Origin of the sequence: Serratia sp. CY29653 (assembly GCF_052169255.1) — a bacterium.
Lineage (GTDB): Bacteria > Pseudomonadota > Gammaproteobacteria > Enterobacterales > Enterobacteriaceae > Serratia > Serratia sarumanii.
Window position 1 is genome coordinate 1,762,198 of the sequence record NZ_JBJNLC010000001.1, and the last position, 15,103, is coordinate 1,777,300.

Genomic DNA, 15,103 nt, shown 5'->3' on the forward strand with positions numbered 1-15,103 from the left:
GTCGTACATCGCCCGCCGCATCCATCGAACGCGCAGCCCCAAGGCTGCGCGTTCTTCGTTCTGGATGCCGCCAAGCCTCTTGGGCTATGATGATGCGGCAGGCCCGCCGTTCCTCGGCAATCAAGCACGACACAGTGCGATGCGGCTTCCCCTCCCGACGCTCTTATGTGGCTCCTAGCCCACGAAGCCGCAGTGCTGCAAAGCGGCCCCGAAAAGAGCTAACCTACTGCCCCACATACGGTTTCAAGCCCTTCGTGATTTACACGAAAGACTTGACACCGGCACTTTTTTGTTTCTGGCGCCCAGCCCATTCATCGCTTACCCTTACTCTGGAACAAAATCCGCCTCAGCGCTGTATTTAACGCAAAGGAGTAAGCATGGCCCCGGACAAGGTGAAATCCGAAGACGCAATGACGTTTGGCGAACTGCTGGCGTTGATTGCCGATCAGAAAAGGCGCTTGAACGTACTGGAAGTGGCTTTCTCTTATCTGGCCTTCAGCCTGGATGACAAAGCCAACCAGCGGCTGATCCACAGCCTGAAGCTGGAATCGCACAGCCAGAATCGCGACGCCGAAACGCAAAAGCATTTCGCCCATTTGGCCGAAGAGCTGGAAAAATGTCTGTATGGTGCATCGCCACCTGCCGACGCGGAATAACGCGCCGCGCTGTACTCACCCACTGCAACACATACAAATTTGTAGAATAATTGCTCAAATAAATATTTATTTTGCAAATTTTGGTGACAACCCCCTCCACCGATGAAAGCAGATGCGTATACTGTAATTGCTCTCATGATGATGAGCCGCATTGATCCTCGTTAGTCACTCACGGTAGTTACTACTCAATAAGGGGTCTTTATGGACAGAAATGATGAAGTAATTCAGACGCACCCGCTTGTCGGTTGGGATATCAGTACTGTCGACGTTTACGACGCCATGATGATACGCCTTCATTACCTGTCTTCACTAGACCAAACGCCCGAAGAAGCCCAAGTAGACAGAACGCTTTGGCTGACCACAGATGTCGCCCGTCAATTAATCAATATCTTAGAGGCCGGCATCGCCAAGATTGAAGCTACGGATTATCAGGATCTTGATCGCAGAAAACATTGATTCATCGTCCCCTAACCCCTAAGGCGCCGCGCCCCATTCCCGGCGCCTTTTTCTTTGCCTTTCGCCGTTCAATCAGTGCATTGCGCCCGCCAACCTTTTATCATGGGGCGATAAGAAATCGCTATCAGAGAGGGTCGGCACGTGGAATATGATTTGATTGTGGTGGGCAGCGGTTCAGTCGGCGCAGCGGCAGGGTATTACGCAACCCGCGCCGGCTTGAAAGTGCTGATGATCGACAGCGCCATTCCCCCGCACCGCAACGGCAGCCATCACGGCGATACCCGTATCATCCGTCACGCTTACGGCGAAGGTGAAAAGTACGTGCCGCTGGTGCTGCGCGCGCAGGCGTTGTGGAATGCGCTGATTCAACATTCCGGCGAGGAACTGTTCCAGTCGTGCGGCGTACTCAACCTGGGGCCGCAGCACTCCGAATTCATTCGCAATGCTCAGCAGAGCGCGCAAAAATTCCGCCTGAACGCGCAAACCCTCAGCGCCGAACAAATCGCTCAACGCTGGCCGGAATTCCGCACGCCGGAAGGTTACGTCGGCGTTTTCGAGCCGGACGCCGGCTTCCTGCGTTCCGAACTGGCGGTGGCCAGCCTGATCAAGCTGGCGAAAGAGGCCGGCTGCAGCCAGTTGTTCAACTGCCCGGTCAGCGCGGTGGAGCCTCTCGATGGCGGCGTTGCAGTCGTCACCGGCGAAGGGCGTTTCACGGCGCGAAAAGCGGTGGTCACCGCCGGCACCTGGGTGAAAGCGCTGTTGCCGCAGTTGCCGGTTGCGCCATTGCGCAAGGTATTCTCCTGGCATCAGGCGGATGGCCGCTACAGCGTGAACAATCGCTTCCCGGCCTTTACCGTTGAAGCGCAAGACGGCACGCACTATTACGGCTTCCCGGCGGATAACGACGGCCTGAAAGTGGGCAAACACGACGGTGGCCAGCCGATGGATGCCCCCGAGCAGCGTAAACCTTTCGGCAGCCACGCCAGCGACGGCACCGAAGTCTTCACCTTCCTGCGGCAGTTTTTACCGGGTGTAGGCGTATGTTTACACGGCGAAGCCTGCAGTTATGACATGAGCCCCGACGAAGACTTTATTATCGATACCCTGCCGGAGTGCGATCGTCTGATGGTCATCAGCGGATTGAGCGGCCACGGCTTCAAGTTCGCCAGCGCACTGGGCGAGATTGCCGCGCTGTTCGCGCAGGACAAAGCGCCGCCGGTCGACGTCTCCAGCTTTGGTCTGAAACGATTTAGCTAAGCGAAGGCTGTCGCTGTCCTGGTTCCCGTCGGGCCCTGGACAGCGAAATCTGACGGTTACAATTTCTTAACCTGCTAACTCTTTTAAATACCAAGTAAAAATTCTTATAACGGAAATTTCTTGCATTCAGCAGTTGAATTTCCGAATTGAACACTTGCAGTGTAAGTCCTATTTTACAGAAGATATGCTCCATCGGCTTTCAACAAGGACGTCACCATGAAACTACTTGTCGTGGACGAATGCTGCTTCACCCGGGTCGGTATAGCCAGCTACTTTGCTGATAGTGGGATTACGACGATCAAGTGCTGCCACAGCATTGAGTACGCTACGCCGCTGTTGGCCAGCTTTCAGCCGAGCCACATTCTGGTGAACCTCAGCAACCAGTGCCGCTATAACGAAGCGGACGCACAGCTGCTGGCGTTTATGGAAGCCAGCCAGTCTGCCCTGCTGTTTATCTATCTCGATACGCCTTACCCTTACAGCGAAACGCCAATGCGCATCGCCGATAACGCGTTTCTGTTCAATAAAAGCATTCTGCCGCTCACCTTGCGCACGCTGCGCGAAAATCCGCTGGCGCTGGCCGATGACGGCGAAGAGCGTTCCCTGTTCAGCCCGCAGGAACTGACGGTGATGAAATATTGGATGGCGGAGATGCCCAACTACCGCATCGCGAAAAAACTGCAAATTAGCTCGCATACGGTGTACGTGCACAAGCGCCACATCACGGAGAAGATCAACGCGCGCAACCGGCTGGAGTTCTACTCGTTGTATAACGTGCTGCGTTATTTCTACCCGCCGAACACGCCAACGAACTCGACGCCGTTGGCGCTGCTGGCGGTATGACATCAAGCCTGCGATAACGCAGGCTTTTTTATCGCCATTCTTCCAGCGCTCATGCGCGGCGCGCTATAAAAGACACAGAGAAAAGGACTATAATCAAAGGTCTCTTTCTTCTGGCGGCTGAAATGTTAAACCGAATACTGGCGGCTATCGTCAACAACGTGCGTGAGCACCTGGTGCTGTATCTTTGCCTGTGGCTGGTGCTGCTGGCGCTGGATGTCTACTTTTTCTTCGTACTGTAACCCATGCCGTCGTCATTTCCCCGATTGAGCTTCAACCGCTTCGGCGATCCCGCCCAGGTGCTGACGCTGCAGCAGGTGAACAGGCCGCCGCTGCGCCCCGGCCGGCTGCTGCTGCAGATGCGCTATGCCCCGATCAATCCTTCCGACCTGATCCCGATTCACGGCCAATACGCGCACCGTATCGCCCTGCCGCAGGTACCGGGCTATGAAGGCGCAGGCGTCATCGTCGATCCGCAGAGCGGGCGCTCGACCGGCCGACGCGCGCTGGCGGTAGCGGGTGACGGCAGCTGGCAAACCTTCGTCACGCTGCCTGAGGATCGGGTGGTGTGGGTGCCGGACGACATCGACGACAACGACGCGGCGCAGATTTACATCAACCCGCTCACCTGCTGGGTGTTGCTGACGCAATGGCTGCCGCTCAACGCCGGCGACGTGCTGCTGCTCAACGGCGGCGGCTCCGCCGTTAGCCTGCTGTTGGCGCAGCTGACGGCGCTGCGTGGTATTCGTCTGGCGGTGGTGGTGCGCAACGCCGCCCATCGCCAGGCGCTGCTGGCCGCCGGCGCCTGGCGCGTTATCGAAGCGCCGCAGCTGGCGCAAATGCCCCATTTTGGCGCCCGCGCCGCCATCGACTGCATCGGCGGAGAAGACGGATTGCAGCTGGCACGAGCGGTTCGCTCCGGCGGCGATTTCGTGGCGCTGGGCCTTTTAGGCGGGCGCCAGGTGGACTGGCGGCGCGTAGTGGACGAGTTAAAGCTGCGCGCTTCGCTGTTCCACCTGCGTAAATGGAATGCGCAGGCGGCGCCGGCGCAGTGGCAAACGGCGTTTTATCAGCTATTCCAGCTGCTGCGCCGCGGCCAGCTGGCGCTGCGCCCGCCCGCCGCGATTTACCCTCTGCATCAGTACGCAGCGGCGCTGCAACACGCCGCGCAGCCCGGCGTCAGCGGAAAAATCTTCCTTACTCCGGCGCCGCCGGAGGCTGGCGCGGCGGGCGGCCGTCCCCCAGGATAACCGCCAGCCGATAGCCGCCCTCGGTGGTCTCCAGCGCGATGCGCGCCACGATCGTCAGCGGCACCGACAGCAACATGCCCACCGGGCCGAGCAGCCAGCCCCAAAAGATCAGCGACAGGAACACCACCAGCGTCGACAACCCCAGCCCGCGCCCCATCACCCGCGGTTCGAGGATATTGCCGATCACCATGTTGACAGCGATAAAGCCGCCCGCCACCACCAGCGCATCGCCCAATCCGTTGAACAGCAGCGCCTGAATCAACGGTGGAATGGCGGCCAATACCGAGCCGATATTGGGGATATAGTTGAGCAGAAACGCCAGCAGCCCCCAGATAAAGGCGAAGCGCACGCCGACCGCCGCCAGGAAGATCCAGACGATCACGCCGGTGGCTAGGCTGATGATGGTTTTAATCACCAGATAGCGCGTCACGCCGTCCAGCGCCCGCCGCATCGCGGCGAGGCCTTCGTTCGGCTTATCCAACGCCTGCTGCAGCTTATAAGGCAGCAGCTGCACTTCAAACAGCATAAACACCACGGTCATCAGCAGCAGGAAGACGTTGGTCATGGCGCCAGACAGGTGCCCCAGCATGCGGGTAACCAGATTCATCGCCGCGCTGGGATCGACATACTGCAGCATCGCTTCGCTGGAGAGGCTGATATTGAAGCGATCGGCGTAATGCTGCAGCTCGCGCAGTTTCTCGATCATCATGCCGCGGTACTGCGGCAGCGAGCGGGCGAACTCGTTCAGCGAAGCGCCCAGCATGCCGATAAACAGCATCACGACCACGATCACCGCCGTCACCAGCAGCGTCACCCCAAGGATGCGCGGCACCCGGCGGCGTTCCAGCATCGTCACCAGCGGGTTCAGCACCATGGCGAGGAATACCGCCAGTAGAAACGGCACCACGATGTCGGCGGCGGCTTTCACCCCGGCCAAAATGATCACCAACATCGCCAACAGGACGGCCAAACGCAGGCTGCTGTCGGTTACTCGGGTTCGGCCCATGACGTTTCCTTGTTATTTCACTGGGTTAACCGGCCACAAAGAGCCGACTCTTGGCGCTAATGGTAGCAAAGTCGGCCGTCACGCCGCAGAGGATTTAGCGTAACCGTTCGAATAATTTAATCTTTCCGCCCTGCTCTTCGCCGCGAGAAATAGGCATAACCTTTGCCAACCAATAATCCCGCCCAGCAATCCATGAACGGTTTACGTAAAATGACAAAAGCTGACATTAATAGATAATAAGCCTAATTTTCAACAACTAGCATAATCGCCACGTGAAAGAAATCATATCATCTTCAACGATTTATCTGATGAACTCCGAACATCTCAAACAAATTCACTGACTAATATTTCTAAGAAGTAACATAGTTAAATTTATTATTGATTTTATGTTTCCTAAAGTTTAATTATTGCAGCCAGCCAATCGGTAATCGAAGGAAACAGGATGCTCTGGAAAAATACCGCCGATCGTTTCGGCCATGTGTCAGTGTTGATCCACTGGCTGGTGGCGCTGACGGTGTACGGCATGTTCGCCCTCGGCCTGTGGATGGTCACGCTGGGCTATTACGACGTCTGGTACCACCAGGCGCCGGAGATCCACAAAAGCATCGGCACGCTGCTGTTCATCGTGATGGTGATCCGCGTGATCTGGCGCTTTGTCTCGCCGCCGCCCAAGCCTCTGGCCAGCTATGGCCGCCTCACTCGCGTCAGCGCCATTCTCGCGCATCTGGCGCTGTATGCCGTGCTGTTCGGCATTCTGATCAGCGGCTATCTGATCTCGACCGCCGACGGCCAACCGATCAGCGTATTCGGCTGGTTCGACGTACCCGCCACCGTGACCGGCATGGCGGAGCAAGCCGACACCGCCGGCGCCATACACCTTTACCTGGCCTGGGCCGTGGTAGTGCTCTCGGTACTGCACGGGCTGGCCGCGCTTAAACATCATTTTATCGATCGTGATGTCACTTTGAAACGGATGCTGGGTAGCAGCGCCGATTAACCTTTGGATTTATGGAGATTGCTATGTTGAAAAAGACCGTATTGGGCCTGACCGCAGGCGCCCTGCTGCTGAGCGCCGGTTCCGCACTGGCGGCGGACTACAAGATCGACAAACAGGGCCAGCACGCCTTTATCGAATTCCGCATCCAGCACCTGGGCTACAGCTGGCTGTACGGCAGCTTTAAAGACTTCGACGGCGGCTTCACCTTCGACGAAAAAGATCCGTCCAAGGACAAAGTCAACGTGACCATCAATACCGCCAGCGTCGACACCAACCACGCCGAGCGCGACAAGCACCTGCGCAGCGCCGAGTTCCTCAACGTGGAGAAGAACAAGCAGGCCAAGTTTGAATCCACCGAAGTGAAGAAAAGCGGCGACGGTTATGCGGTGGTCGGTAACCTGACGCTGAACGGCGTGACCAAACCGGTTACGCTGGACGCCAAACTGATTGGCCAGGGCAACGATCCGTGGGGCGGCTACCGCGCCGGCTTTGAAGCCAACGGCAAGATCAAGCTGAAAGATTTCGGCATCACCACCGATCTGGGCCCGGCATCGCAAGACGTTGAGCTGATCATCTCCGTAGAAGGCGTGCGCGAGAAATAAGTAAAAAAGCCCGGCTTGGCGGCCGGGCTTCTCATTTCCTCAGGCTCAGCGGGCTGGGCCTTCTTCTTCCGGTGCCGGAATGTGCATCGTAGTCTGCAACAGGCCTTTCGACTTATTGAAGATCTTGACGCCGTTTTCACGGCCGGCACGGCGCGCGCGCTGCTCTTCGCGCGGCAGCTTCAGCTCTTCGCGGCAAATCTCGCTGCAGCACCCTTCAAACTTGGCGGCGCAGCTCGGGCACTGAATGAACAGCAGGTGGCAACCGTCGTTTTTGCAGTTGGTGTGGGTGTCGCACGGCGCCCCGCACTGGTGGCAGTTGGCGATCACATCGTCGGAAATGCGCTCGCCCATACGCTCATCGAACACAAAGTTTTTGCCGATAAACTTCAGCGGCAGCCCCTGCTCTTTCGCTTTGCGGGCGTACTCGATGATCCCGCCTTCCACGTGGTAGATGTTTTTAAAGCCGTTGTGCAGCATATAGGCGCTGGCTTTTTCACAGCGAATGCCGCCGGTGCAGTACATGACGATGTTTTTGTCTTTGCTGTCCTGCAGCATCTCCACCGCCATCGGCAGCTGATCGCGGAAGGTATCCGACGGCACCTCGATGGCGTTTTCGAAGTGACCGACTTCGTACTCATAGTGGTTGCGCATGTCGACGAACACCGTATTCGGATCGTCGATCATCTGATTGACGCGATCGGCCTGCAGATATTCGCCGACGTTGCTTGGGTCAAAGCTCTCGTCATCGATGCCGTCGGCCACGATGCGCTCGCGCACCTTGAGGCGCAGCACCCAGAAGGATTTACCGTCGTCTTCGAGCGCGATATTCAGGCGAACCTGATCCAGCGCCGGGTGCGAAGCGAACAGCGCGGCTTTGAACGCGTCGAAGTTATGCTGCGGCACGCTGATCTGCGCGTTGATGCCCTCTTTCGCCACGTAGATGCGGCCGAACACCTTCAGTTTTTCGAACTGAACGTACAGGCTGTCGCGAAACGCTTTGGGATCGTCGATGGAGAAATATTTGTAAAAAGAAACTGTGGTGCGCGGCTCGGTTTCCGCCAGCATGCGCGCCTTCAGTTCCTCATTAGAAATTCGGTTATGTAACACTGGCATGGTGTACTTTCCTGTCTTTCGGGAGGTGACTGATCATCGCGCGCAGCCTGCCGGCCCGCGCGCGGCGCACATCATACCCGAAAAACCGCCGCCGCGCAGCCCTGGCGCAAACGCCCCGTTCAGCGTCCGCCGCCTTCGGTAAACGCGGAAGCCAGCATACCGAGCGCCATCATCACGCCGGCGAGCGCCAATATCGCGTTCACCTGCAGATGCGCGCCGACGCTGCCGACCGCCCCGCCCAAAACCAGCAGCCCCGCACTGATCCATGGTGCCAACATATTTACCCTCTGAATAATTACCAGCAATAATATCGCCATTATCTTTGGCAGGAAAGATTGTGGAAAAATTCGGCATTCGATGCATATTTAGCGCCCAAAAAGGGATTTTAATGCGTTGTGTTTTCCCGGATCGCCAGAAAAATGCCACAATAGTCGCAAACAAACGGCAGAAACGAACCTTGCCGCCGAGCTCACCCGGCTGCCAGACCATGCTATGACTCTGTCATTACACTTAAACAACCGTATTCAAACAGAGAACCCATGACTCAAGTTCCTACTTTCAATCGTTCCTTATTGCACCCGCGCTACTGGCTGACCTGGGTCGGCATCGGCTTGCTGTATCTGCTGGTGTTGCTGCCTTATCCCGTCATCTACTGGCTCGGCACCTCGATTGGGCGATTTTCCATGCGCTTTCTCAAGCGACGCGTCGCTATCGCCCAGCGTAACCTCGAGCTCTGTTTTCCCGACATGCCGCAGGCCGAACGCGATGCGCTGGTGGTAAAGAATTTCGAATCGGTCGGCATGGGGCTGTTTGAAACCGGCATGGCGTGGTTCTGGCCCAACTGGCGCATCGAGCGCTGGTTCAAGGTCAGCGGCCTGGAGCACATCCAAAAGGCGCGCGACAACCAGCAGGGCGTGTTGCTGATTGGCCTGCACTTTTTGACGCTGGAGCTGGGCGCGCGCATCTTCGGCATTCACAACCCGGGCATCGGCGTTTACCGCCCGCACGACAACAAGCTGATGGACTGGCTGCAAACCTGGGGCCGCATGCGTTCCAACAAATCGATGCTGGATCGCAAAGACATCAAAGGCATGATCCGCGCCCTGAAACAGGGCGATATCATCTGGTATGCGCCGGATCACGACTACGGCCCGCGCAGCAGCGTATTCGTGCCGCTGTTCGCGGTAGACAAAGCCGCCACCACCACCGGCAGTTACGTGCTGGTTCGGATGGGCAAACCGGCGATCATTCCGTTCACCCCGCGCCGCCTGCCGGACGGCAAAGGCTATGAGCTGATCATGCAGCCGGCGGTGGAAAACTTCCCGCTGGATAACGAACTCGATGCCGCCGCCTTTATGAATAAAGTGGTGGAAAAAGAGATCCTGATGGCGCCGGATCAATACATGTGGCTGCATCGCCGCTTCAAGACCCGCCCGGAAGGCGAGCCTTCGCTCTACTGATAAAGCAAACCCGCCGCCGGCGGGTTTTTTATTGCGCGCCTCTTGAGAATCGACGGCGAGGGTGGGATGGTAAAGCCTTTGCCACCAACCCCGGAGCCGCCATGTACATTGTCAGCCTGACCTACCATCGCCCGATCGCCGACGTCGACAGCCACCTTGACGGGCACATCGCCTGGCTTAAGAAATATTTTCAGGACGGCACCTTCATCGCCTCCGGCCGCAAGAATCCCCGCACCGGCGGCGTGATCCTGGCCAAGGGCATTGAGCGCGCGCGGCTGGACGCCATCCTGGCCGAAGATCCGTTCAACGCCGTGGCTCACTACGAGGTCACTGACTTTAGCGCCACCACCACCGCCGCCGGTTTCGAGGCGCTGGCCGGCCTATAAAACGCTGAAAATTCCGCGCGCCAAGCGCGGAATAAGGTTTAAGCGTCATTTTTAAAACTTTATTTCATTTTTCGCCCTATTCCCGTCCTCTGGTTTGCCGTAGCCGCGCTGGCGGCGCATACTTATCAGGCTAACTTTCACGTTTTGCCCCTCATCTTTTTGCCGCCGGCAAAACGCGTCACCTTTCGGCAATGGACATTTATGGCTTCGGCAGCAGAACCCGTTAACTGGAAACGCAACCTTTTCGTCGCCTGGGTAGGGTGCTTTCTCACCGGCGCCGCCTTCAGCCTGGTGATGCCGTTTCTGCCGCTGTACGTCGAGACCCTGGGCGTAACCGGCCATCAGGCGCTCAACATGTGGTCCGGTCTGCTGTTCAGCATTACCTTCCTGTTTTCCGCTATCGCCGCGCCGTTCTGGGGCGCCCTGGCCGACCGACGCGGCCGTAAACTGATGCTGCTGCGCTCCGCCCTGGGCATGGCGATCGTCATGGTGCTGATGGGCATGGCGCAAACGGTCTGGCAGTTTCTCGCGCTGCGTGCGGTGCTGGGGTTGCTCGGCGGGTTCATTCCCAACGCCAACGCGCTGATCGCCACCCAGGTGCCGCGCAACCGCAGCGGCTGGGCGCTCGGCACCCTGTCTACCGGCGGCGTCGGCGGTGCGCTGGTCGGCCCGTTGATCGGCGGCCTGCTGGCCGATCTGTACGGCCTGCGTCCGGTGTTTTATATCACCGCCGCGGTGCTGTTCGTCTGCTTCGTGCTGACGCTGCTGTATGTCAAAGAGCAATTCACCCCGGTGCAAAAGCGCGACATGTTGCACGCAAAACAGGTGTTCGCCTCGTTGAAGAACCCGAAGCTGGTGCTCAGCCTGTTCGTCACCACCATGATTATCCAGATCGCCACCGGCTCAATTGCCCCGATCCTGACGCTGTATGTGCGCGATCTGGCCGGCGCGACCCATAATCTGGCGTTTATCAGCGGGATGATCGCCTCGGTGCCCGGCGTCGCGGCATTGATGAGCACCCCACGGCTGGGCAAACTGGGCGATCGCATCGGCCCGGAACGCATTCTGGTCTTTATGCTGATCGTCTCGGTGCTGCTGCTGATCCCGATGGCGTTCGTGCAAACACCGTGGCAGCTCGGCGTACTGCGCTTTCTGCTGGGGGCGGCCGACGGCGCGCTGCTGCCGGCGGTACAGACGCTGTTGATTTATAACTGCACCAATCAGGTCGCCGGCCGCATTTTCAGCTACAACCAGTCGTTCCGCGACGTCGGCAACGTCAGCGGCCCGCTGCTCGGCGCCGCGGTCTCCGCCGGCTACGGTTTTCGCGCGGTCTTCGCCGTCACCGCTTTGGTGGTGCTGTTCAACGCCGGTTATTCCTGGTGGTGTCTGCGGCGGCGGCCGGGCTATATGCGGGAAGACACGCTCCAGGAAGAACAATAGCTGCATTTATCGCCAATTTCCGCGATTGGCCGGATCAACGGCGCGTTTCCCCTACTTTTAATAATGCTTCCTGCGGGCCGGCGAATTTTCGCTCCACTCGGAACATTCTTACTACAACATCTTGTTTATCAACAATTAATTAACTTTCAGCGCATAAAACCCGCTGTCAATCATATTCCTGCCACAACCAACAGAAAAACCAGAAAAGGAGATGCTTGTCGACTTTTCGTCTAAAAAATGGGATACAGGTACTAGACAAAACCAACGACCAGTTATCAAATGGTTAAATAATATCATGCCAGATGTGAACCATCGGCCAAGTGAAGAAAAGGTCAGCACGCTTTCCACGGTTTATCAGCGTTGCAGCCGCGGTTTTGTCGGGTAATCCGCATTGGGCGGATCGCCTTCATTAAATACACATACAACCACAGTACGGGCTGCAGCCATGCAGCGCCTTTTTATTGGGAAATCGTTATGCAATCCTCTGTCAATAAGTCAGAAAGCCGGACCTTCTTCGGCCATCCCTATCCGCTGGGTTCTCTGTTCTTCACCGAAATGTGGGAGCGCTTTTCGTTCTACGGCATCCGTCCGCTGCTGATCCTGTTTATGGCCGCCACCGTATACGACGGCGGTCTGGGTCTGGCGCGCGAGAACGCGTCGGCGATCGTCGGCATCTTCGCCGGCAGCATGTACCTGGCGGCGCTGCCGGGCGGCTGGCTGGCGGACAACTGGCTCGGCCAACGCAAGGCCGTTTGGTACGGTTCGATTCTGATCGCCCTCGGCCACCTGTCGATCGCCCTGTCCGCGGTGATGGGCACCAACCTGTTCTTCATCGGCCTGATGTTCATCGTGCTCGGTTCCGGCCTGTTCAAGACCTGTATCTCGGTGATGGTCGGCACGCTGTACAAGAAAGGCGATGCGCGCCGCGACGGCGGTTTCTCGCTGTTCTACATGGGCATCAACATCGGTTCGTTCATCGCCCCGTTGATCTCCGGCTGGCTGATCAAGTCACACGGCTGGCACTGGGGCTTCGGCATCGGCGGTATCGGGATGCTGGTGGCGCTGGTGATCTTCCGCGTGTTCGCCGTCCCGGCGATGAAACGCTATGACCGCGAAGTGGGCCTGGATTCCACCTGGAACAGCCCGATCGCGAAGAAAAAAGGCGTCGGCGCCTGGCTGCTGGCATTGGCGGTAGGCCTGGCTGCGGTCATCGTGCTGATCGCTCAGGGCACCATCGTCATCAACCCGGTCGAAGTAGCCAGCGTGCTGGTGTACGTGATCGCCGCGTCGGTCACCCTGTACTTCATCTATCTGTTCGCCTTTGCCGGCCTGAGCCGCAAAGAGCGCGCTCGCCTGCTGGTGTGCTTTATCCTGCTGATCTCCGCCGCGTTCTTCTGGTCGGCGTTTGAACAGAAACCGACCTCGTTCAACCTGTTCGCCAACGATTACACCAATCGCATGGTCGGCGGCTTCGAGATCCCGGCGGTGTGGTTCCAGTCGATCAACGCCCTGTTCATCATCCTGCTGGCGCCGGTGTTCAGCTGGGCCTGGCCTGCGCTGGCGCGCAATAACGTGCGCCCAAGCAGCATCACCAAGTTCGTGATCGGTATCCTGTGCGCCGCCGGCGGTTTCGGCCTGATGATGCTGGCCGCGCAGAATGTGCTGAGCAACGGCGGCGCCGGCGTATCGCCGATGTGGCTGGTGGGCAGTATCCTGATGCTGACGCTGGGTGAGCTGTGCCTGAGCCCGATCGGCCTGGCCACCATGACGCTGCTGGCGCCGGAGAGAATGCGCGGGCAAATGATGGGGCTGTGGTTCTGCGCCAGCGCGCTGGGCAACCTGGCGGCCGGTCTGATCGGCGGTCACGTCAAGGCCGACCAACTGGATATGCTGCCGGATCTGTTCGCTCGCTGCTCAGTCGCGCTGCTGATCTGCGCCGCCGTGCTTATCGTGCTGATCGTGCCGATTCGCCGCATGCTGGAAAATACCCAGACCAAGAGCGCGCAGAAACCGGCGACCAGCGCCTGACGGATACCCCTTTTTTATCTCGCAAACCGGCGCTCAAGGCGCCGGTTTTTTTTATCCTTGCCAGGCCTGATGTTGCAGGACCACCCGGTAGCCGTCAGGATCTTCAAAGGTTTGCCCCGCCCTATCCCAATAGGGGTTATAAGCGGTGACCGCCAGGAATCCTGCCGCCCGCATCCGCTCGCACGCGGCTCGCCATGCGTTCTCATCAGGCAGATAAAACACCAGCAGATGATCCTGCGTCGGCGCCTGCCCGACCCGCACCCCGCGATGCTGCGTGAACTCCAGATGGTAGGCATGCTGCGGATGGCCGATCATTATGCCGTCAAAGCCCTGATGATCGACAAACTCGCCCAGCTTTTCGAACCCCAGCCCGCGACAATACAGCGCGGCAATCTCTTGCAACCGATCGGTCGGGCGCGCGATGCGCAACACCGCCTTGGCTATCGACATGTACGCCTCCGCCTCATGATAATCTCATACAGCGCCATGCCCGCCAGCATCGCCAGCAGGAACGGCCATACCCGCTGTATCTCCGCCCCCGCCAACACCCAGGCGGGGCCAGGGCAAATGCCCGCGATGCCCCAACCGACGCCGAACAGCGCGCTGCCCGCCAGCAAACGGCGCTCCACACGCCCGGCGGCCGGGATCTGCAGCGGTTCGCCCAACAGGCTCCGCTCGCGTCGCCGCGCCCACAAGAAGGCCGGCGCCGCCACCGCGATCGCCCCAACCATCACCAGCGCCAGCGAAGGATCCCACTGGCCGGTAACGTCGAGAAACGCCAACACTTTGGCCGGATTGGCCATGCCGGCGACGATCAGCCCCAGACCGAAAATCACGCCGCTCAGCAGCGCCAACAGGGATTTAAACATCTCACCCTCCCAGCAGGTGGCGCATCAGCCACACGGTCGTAAAGCCCAGCAGCATAAACACCGCCGTGGCGGCCAGCGAACGCGGCGCCAGCCGCGCGACGCCGCACACGCCGTGCCCGCTGGTGCAACCGCTGCCCAATCGTGTCCCCACCCCCACCAACAGCCCTGCTACCGCCAGCCCGCCGCTGCCGGCCGCGATCTCAGCAGACGGCAAAGCCGCTGCGGCAGCATACAGCCAGGGGGAAATCAGTAACCCGCCAAGAAATGCGGCGCGCCAGCCCCGCTCGCGGCCACCCGCGCTCAATAAACCGCCGGTAATGCCGCTGATGCCGGCGATCCGGCCGTTGAACAGCAGCAGCAGCGCCACCGCTGCGCCGATAATGGCTCCGCCCGCCAGCGCGGAATACGGCGTGAAGTGTTGCCAGTCAATGGTCATCGCGGTTCTCCGGCTGTGGGCAATAGAGTTGATATAGGGTATGGAGCAGCGCCAGCGCTTTGGCATCGGCCACCGCATAGTAAATCTGCTTGCCGGCGCGTCGGGTGGAGACCAATCCCTCCTCGCGCAGCACGCCAAGCTGCTGGGACAGCGTCGGCTGGCGGATATCCAGCGCCTGCGCCAGCTCGCTCACCGCCATCTCGCCCTGGCTGAGCCGGCACAGCAGCAGCAGCCGATCTTCGTTGCCCAAGGTGCGCAGCATCGCGCCAGCCTGCGCCGCCGCCTTGCGCATCGCGTCAATATCCAT

At 58.9% G+C, this 15,103-nt stretch carries 19 protein-coding genes; 12 read left to right on the forward strand and 7 right to left on the reverse strand.

Annotated elements, in window-relative coordinates; translation table 11 throughout:
* The first annotated feature begins 377 nt into the window (after positions 1-377).
* The 6 genes from ACJ8HN_RS08520 to ACJ8HN_RS08545 all read left to right on the forward strand — a co-directional run bounded on the left by ACJ8HN_RS08520 (position 378) and on the right by ACJ8HN_RS08545 (position 4,459).
* On the forward strand, positions 378-656 hold the full coding sequence (locus ACJ8HN_RS08520) for a hypothetical protein (RefSeq protein WP_033646451.1): 279 nt from the start codon (positions 378-380) through the stop codon (positions 654-656).
* A gap of 201 nt (positions 657-857) precedes the next feature.
* Positions 858-1,112: a biofilm formation regulator BssS gene (gene bssS, locus ACJ8HN_RS08525; RefSeq protein ID WP_004927812.1), complete on the forward strand. Its 255-nt coding sequence runs from the start codon at positions 858-860 to the stop codon at positions 1,110-1,112.
* 141 nt (positions 1,113-1,253) lie between these two features.
* Positions 1,254-2,369, forward strand: a complete 1,116-nt coding sequence (solA, locus tag ACJ8HN_RS08530) for an N-methyl-L-tryptophan oxidase (RefSeq protein ID WP_442523259.1) — start codon at positions 1,254-1,256, stop codon at positions 2,367-2,369.
* A 216-nt stretch (positions 2,370-2,585) separates the two neighbouring features.
* Positions 2,586-3,212, forward strand: a complete 627-nt coding sequence (locus ACJ8HN_RS08535; RefSeq protein WP_033646453.1) for a LuxR C-terminal-related transcriptional regulator — start codon at positions 2,586-2,588, stop codon at positions 3,210-3,212.
* A 122-nt stretch (positions 3,213-3,334) separates the two neighbouring features.
* Positions 3,335-3,451, forward strand: coding sequence for a DUF2770 family protein (locus tag ACJ8HN_RS08540; RefSeq protein WP_033638034.1), 117 nt, complete (start codon positions 3,335-3,337; stop codon positions 3,449-3,451).
* A 3-nt stretch (positions 3,452-3,454) separates the two neighbouring features.
* Positions 3,455-4,459, forward strand: coding sequence for a zinc-dependent alcohol dehydrogenase family protein (locus tag ACJ8HN_RS08545; RefSeq protein WP_033646454.1), 1,005 nt, complete (start codon positions 3,455-3,457; stop codon positions 4,457-4,459).
* On the opposite strand, the gene ACJ8HN_RS08550 is transcribed toward ACJ8HN_RS08545, so the two are convergent.
* The gene (locus ACJ8HN_RS08550) at positions 4,407-5,465 is read right to left on the reverse strand and encodes an AI-2E family transporter (RefSeq protein WP_033646455.1); all 1,059 of its coding nucleotides are present in this window, start codon (positions 5,463-5,465) and stop codon (positions 4,407-4,409) included. The genes ACJ8HN_RS08545 and ACJ8HN_RS08550 overlap by 53 nt on opposite strands.
* 442 nt (positions 5,466-5,907) lie before the next feature.
* Between ACJ8HN_RS08550 and ACJ8HN_RS08555 the strand changes: the two genes are divergently transcribed.
* Together ACJ8HN_RS08555 and ACJ8HN_RS08560 are read left to right on the forward strand one after the other, a co-directional pair.
* Positions 5,908-6,462 carry a cytochrome b gene (locus tag ACJ8HN_RS08555; protein WP_004927830.1) on the forward strand — a complete coding sequence of 185 codons (555 nt, stop codon included), beginning with the start codon at positions 5,908-5,910 and terminating at the stop codon, positions 6,460-6,462.
* 23 nt (positions 6,463-6,485) lie between these two features.
* Positions 6,486-7,064, forward strand: coding sequence for a YceI family protein (locus ACJ8HN_RS08560; RefSeq protein ID WP_016928208.1), 579 nt, complete (start codon positions 6,486-6,488; stop codon positions 7,062-7,064).
* Between the two features lie 45 nt (positions 7,065-7,109).
* Here ACJ8HN_RS08560 and trhO read toward each other — a convergent pair whose 3' ends face one another.
* Together trhO and ACJ8HN_RS08570 are read right to left on the reverse strand one after the other, a co-directional pair.
* Positions 7,110-8,177, reverse strand: a complete 1,068-nt coding sequence (gene trhO / locus ACJ8HN_RS08565) for an oxygen-dependent tRNA uridine(34) hydroxylase TrhO (protein WP_033646457.1) — start codon at positions 8,175-8,177, stop codon at positions 7,110-7,112.
* 119 nt (positions 8,178-8,296) lie between these two features.
* A complete protein-coding gene (locus tag ACJ8HN_RS08570; protein WP_086579609.1) occupies positions 8,297-8,455 on the reverse strand; it encodes a histidine kinase in 159 nt (52 codons plus the stop codon).
* A gap of 261 nt (positions 8,456-8,716) precedes the next feature.
* On the opposite strand from ACJ8HN_RS08570, the gene ACJ8HN_RS08575 reads away from it, so the two are divergent.
* From ACJ8HN_RS08575 to ACJ8HN_RS08590, 4 genes are all read left to right on the forward strand, one after another.
* Positions 8,717-9,637 carry a Kdo(2)-lipid IV(A) acyltransferase gene (locus tag ACJ8HN_RS08575; RefSeq protein WP_033638030.1) on the forward strand — a complete coding sequence of 307 codons (921 nt, stop codon included), beginning with the start codon at positions 8,717-8,719 and terminating at the stop codon, positions 9,635-9,637.
* A 101-nt stretch (positions 9,638-9,738) separates the two neighbouring features.
* Positions 9,739-10,023 (forward strand): YciI family protein, encoded by a 285-nt coding sequence (locus tag ACJ8HN_RS08580; protein WP_033655070.1) that lies wholly within the window; start codon positions 9,739-9,741, stop codon positions 10,021-10,023.
* 201 nt (positions 10,024-10,224) lie between these two features.
* Positions 10,225-11,463 (forward strand): multidrug efflux MFS transporter MdtG, encoded by a 1,239-nt coding sequence (mdtG, locus tag ACJ8HN_RS08585; RefSeq protein WP_442523260.1) that lies wholly within the window; start codon positions 10,225-10,227, stop codon positions 11,461-11,463.
* A 474-nt stretch (positions 11,464-11,937) separates the two neighbouring features.
* Positions 11,938-13,491, forward strand: coding sequence for a peptide MFS transporter (locus ACJ8HN_RS08590; protein ID WP_442523261.1), 1,554 nt, complete (start codon positions 11,938-11,940; stop codon positions 13,489-13,491).
* Between the two features lie 51 nt (positions 13,492-13,542).
* Here ACJ8HN_RS08590 and ACJ8HN_RS08595 read toward each other — a convergent pair whose 3' ends face one another.
* From ACJ8HN_RS08595 to ACJ8HN_RS08610, 4 genes are read right to left on the reverse strand one after another with little or no spacing between them, the layout of a single operon-like run.
* Positions 13,543-13,941, reverse strand: a complete 399-nt coding sequence (locus ACJ8HN_RS08595) for a VOC family protein (RefSeq protein ID WP_033655072.1) — start codon at positions 13,939-13,941, stop codon at positions 13,543-13,545.
* Positions 13,932-14,360 (reverse strand): YeeE/YedE family protein, encoded by a 429-nt coding sequence (locus ACJ8HN_RS08600; protein ID WP_033655073.1) that lies wholly within the window; start codon positions 14,358-14,360, stop codon positions 13,932-13,934. Before ACJ8HN_RS08600 ends, ACJ8HN_RS08595 begins: the two co-directional genes overlap by 10 nt.
* 1 nt (position 14,361) lies before the next feature.
* A complete protein-coding gene (locus ACJ8HN_RS08605) occupies positions 14,362-14,796 on the reverse strand; it encodes a YeeE/YedE family protein (protein ID WP_033638024.1) in 435 nt (144 codons plus the stop codon).
* Positions 14,786-15,103 (reverse strand): ArsR/SmtB family transcription factor, encoded by a 318-nt coding sequence (locus ACJ8HN_RS08610; protein WP_033638023.1) that lies wholly within the window; start codon positions 15,101-15,103, stop codon positions 14,786-14,788. Before ACJ8HN_RS08610 ends, ACJ8HN_RS08605 begins: the two co-directional genes overlap by 11 nt.

Excerpts from the sequence above, each read along its gene's own strand:
- ACJ8HN_RS08605 (WP_033638024.1), bottom strand. The coding sequence starts at position 14,796 with ATGACCATTGACTGGCAACACTTCACGCCGTATTCCGCGCTGGCGGGC.
- ACJ8HN_RS08580 (WP_033655070.1), top strand. The coding sequence starts at position 9,739 with ATGTACATTGTCAGCCTGACCTACCATCGCCCGATCGCCGACGTCGAC.
- ACJ8HN_RS08550 (WP_033646455.1), bottom strand. The coding sequence starts at position 5,465 with ATGGGCCGAACCCGAGTAACCGACAGCAGCCTGCGTTTGGCCGTCCTG.
- ACJ8HN_RS08545 (WP_033646454.1), top strand. The coding sequence starts at position 3,455 with ATGCCGTCGTCATTTCCCCGATTGAGCTTCAACCGCTTCGGCGATCCC.
- bssS (WP_004927812.1), top strand. The coding sequence starts at position 858 with ATGGACAGAAATGATGAAGTAATTCAGACGCACCCGCTTGTCGGTTGG.
- ACJ8HN_RS08520 (WP_033646451.1), top strand. The coding sequence starts at position 378 with ATGGCCCCGGACAAGGTGAAATCCGAAGACGCAATGACGTTTGGCGAA.
- ACJ8HN_RS08590 (WP_442523261.1), top strand. The coding sequence starts at position 11,938 with ATGCAATCCTCTGTCAATAAGTCAGAAAGCCGGACCTTCTTCGGCCAT.
- ACJ8HN_RS08555 (WP_004927830.1), top strand. The coding sequence starts at position 5,908 with ATGCTCTGGAAAAATACCGCCGATCGTTTCGGCCATGTGTCAGTGTTG.
- ACJ8HN_RS08540 (WP_033638034.1), top strand. The coding sequence starts at position 3,335 with ATGTTAAACCGAATACTGGCGGCTATCGTCAACAACGTGCGTGAGCAC.
- ACJ8HN_RS08570 (WP_086579609.1), bottom strand. The coding sequence starts at position 8,455 with ATGTTGGCACCATGGATCAGTGCGGGGCTGCTGGTTTTGGGCGGGGCG.
- ACJ8HN_RS08610 (WP_033638023.1), bottom strand. The coding sequence starts at position 15,103 with ATGGATATTGACGCGATGCGCAAGGCGGCGGCGCAGGCTGGCGCGATG.
- mdtG (WP_442523260.1), top strand. The coding sequence starts at position 10,225 with ATGGCTTCGGCAGCAGAACCCGTTAACTGGAAACGCAACCTTTTCGTC.
- ACJ8HN_RS08535 (WP_033646453.1), top strand. The coding sequence starts at position 2,586 with ATGAAACTACTTGTCGTGGACGAATGCTGCTTCACCCGGGTCGGTATA.
- trhO (WP_033646457.1), bottom strand. The coding sequence starts at position 8,177 with ATGCCAGTGTTACATAACCGAATTTCTAATGAGGAACTGAAGGCGCGC.
- ACJ8HN_RS08575 (WP_033638030.1), top strand. The coding sequence starts at position 8,717 with ATGACTCAAGTTCCTACTTTCAATCGTTCCTTATTGCACCCGCGCTAC.
- ACJ8HN_RS08600 (WP_033655073.1), bottom strand. The coding sequence starts at position 14,360 with ATGTTTAAATCCCTGTTGGCGCTGCTGAGCGGCGTGATTTTCGGTCTG.
- ACJ8HN_RS08595 (WP_033655072.1), bottom strand. The coding sequence starts at position 13,941 with ATGTCGATAGCCAAGGCGGTGTTGCGCATCGCGCGCCCGACCGATCGG.
- ACJ8HN_RS08560 (WP_016928208.1), top strand. The coding sequence starts at position 6,486 with ATGTTGAAAAAGACCGTATTGGGCCTGACCGCAGGCGCCCTGCTGCTG.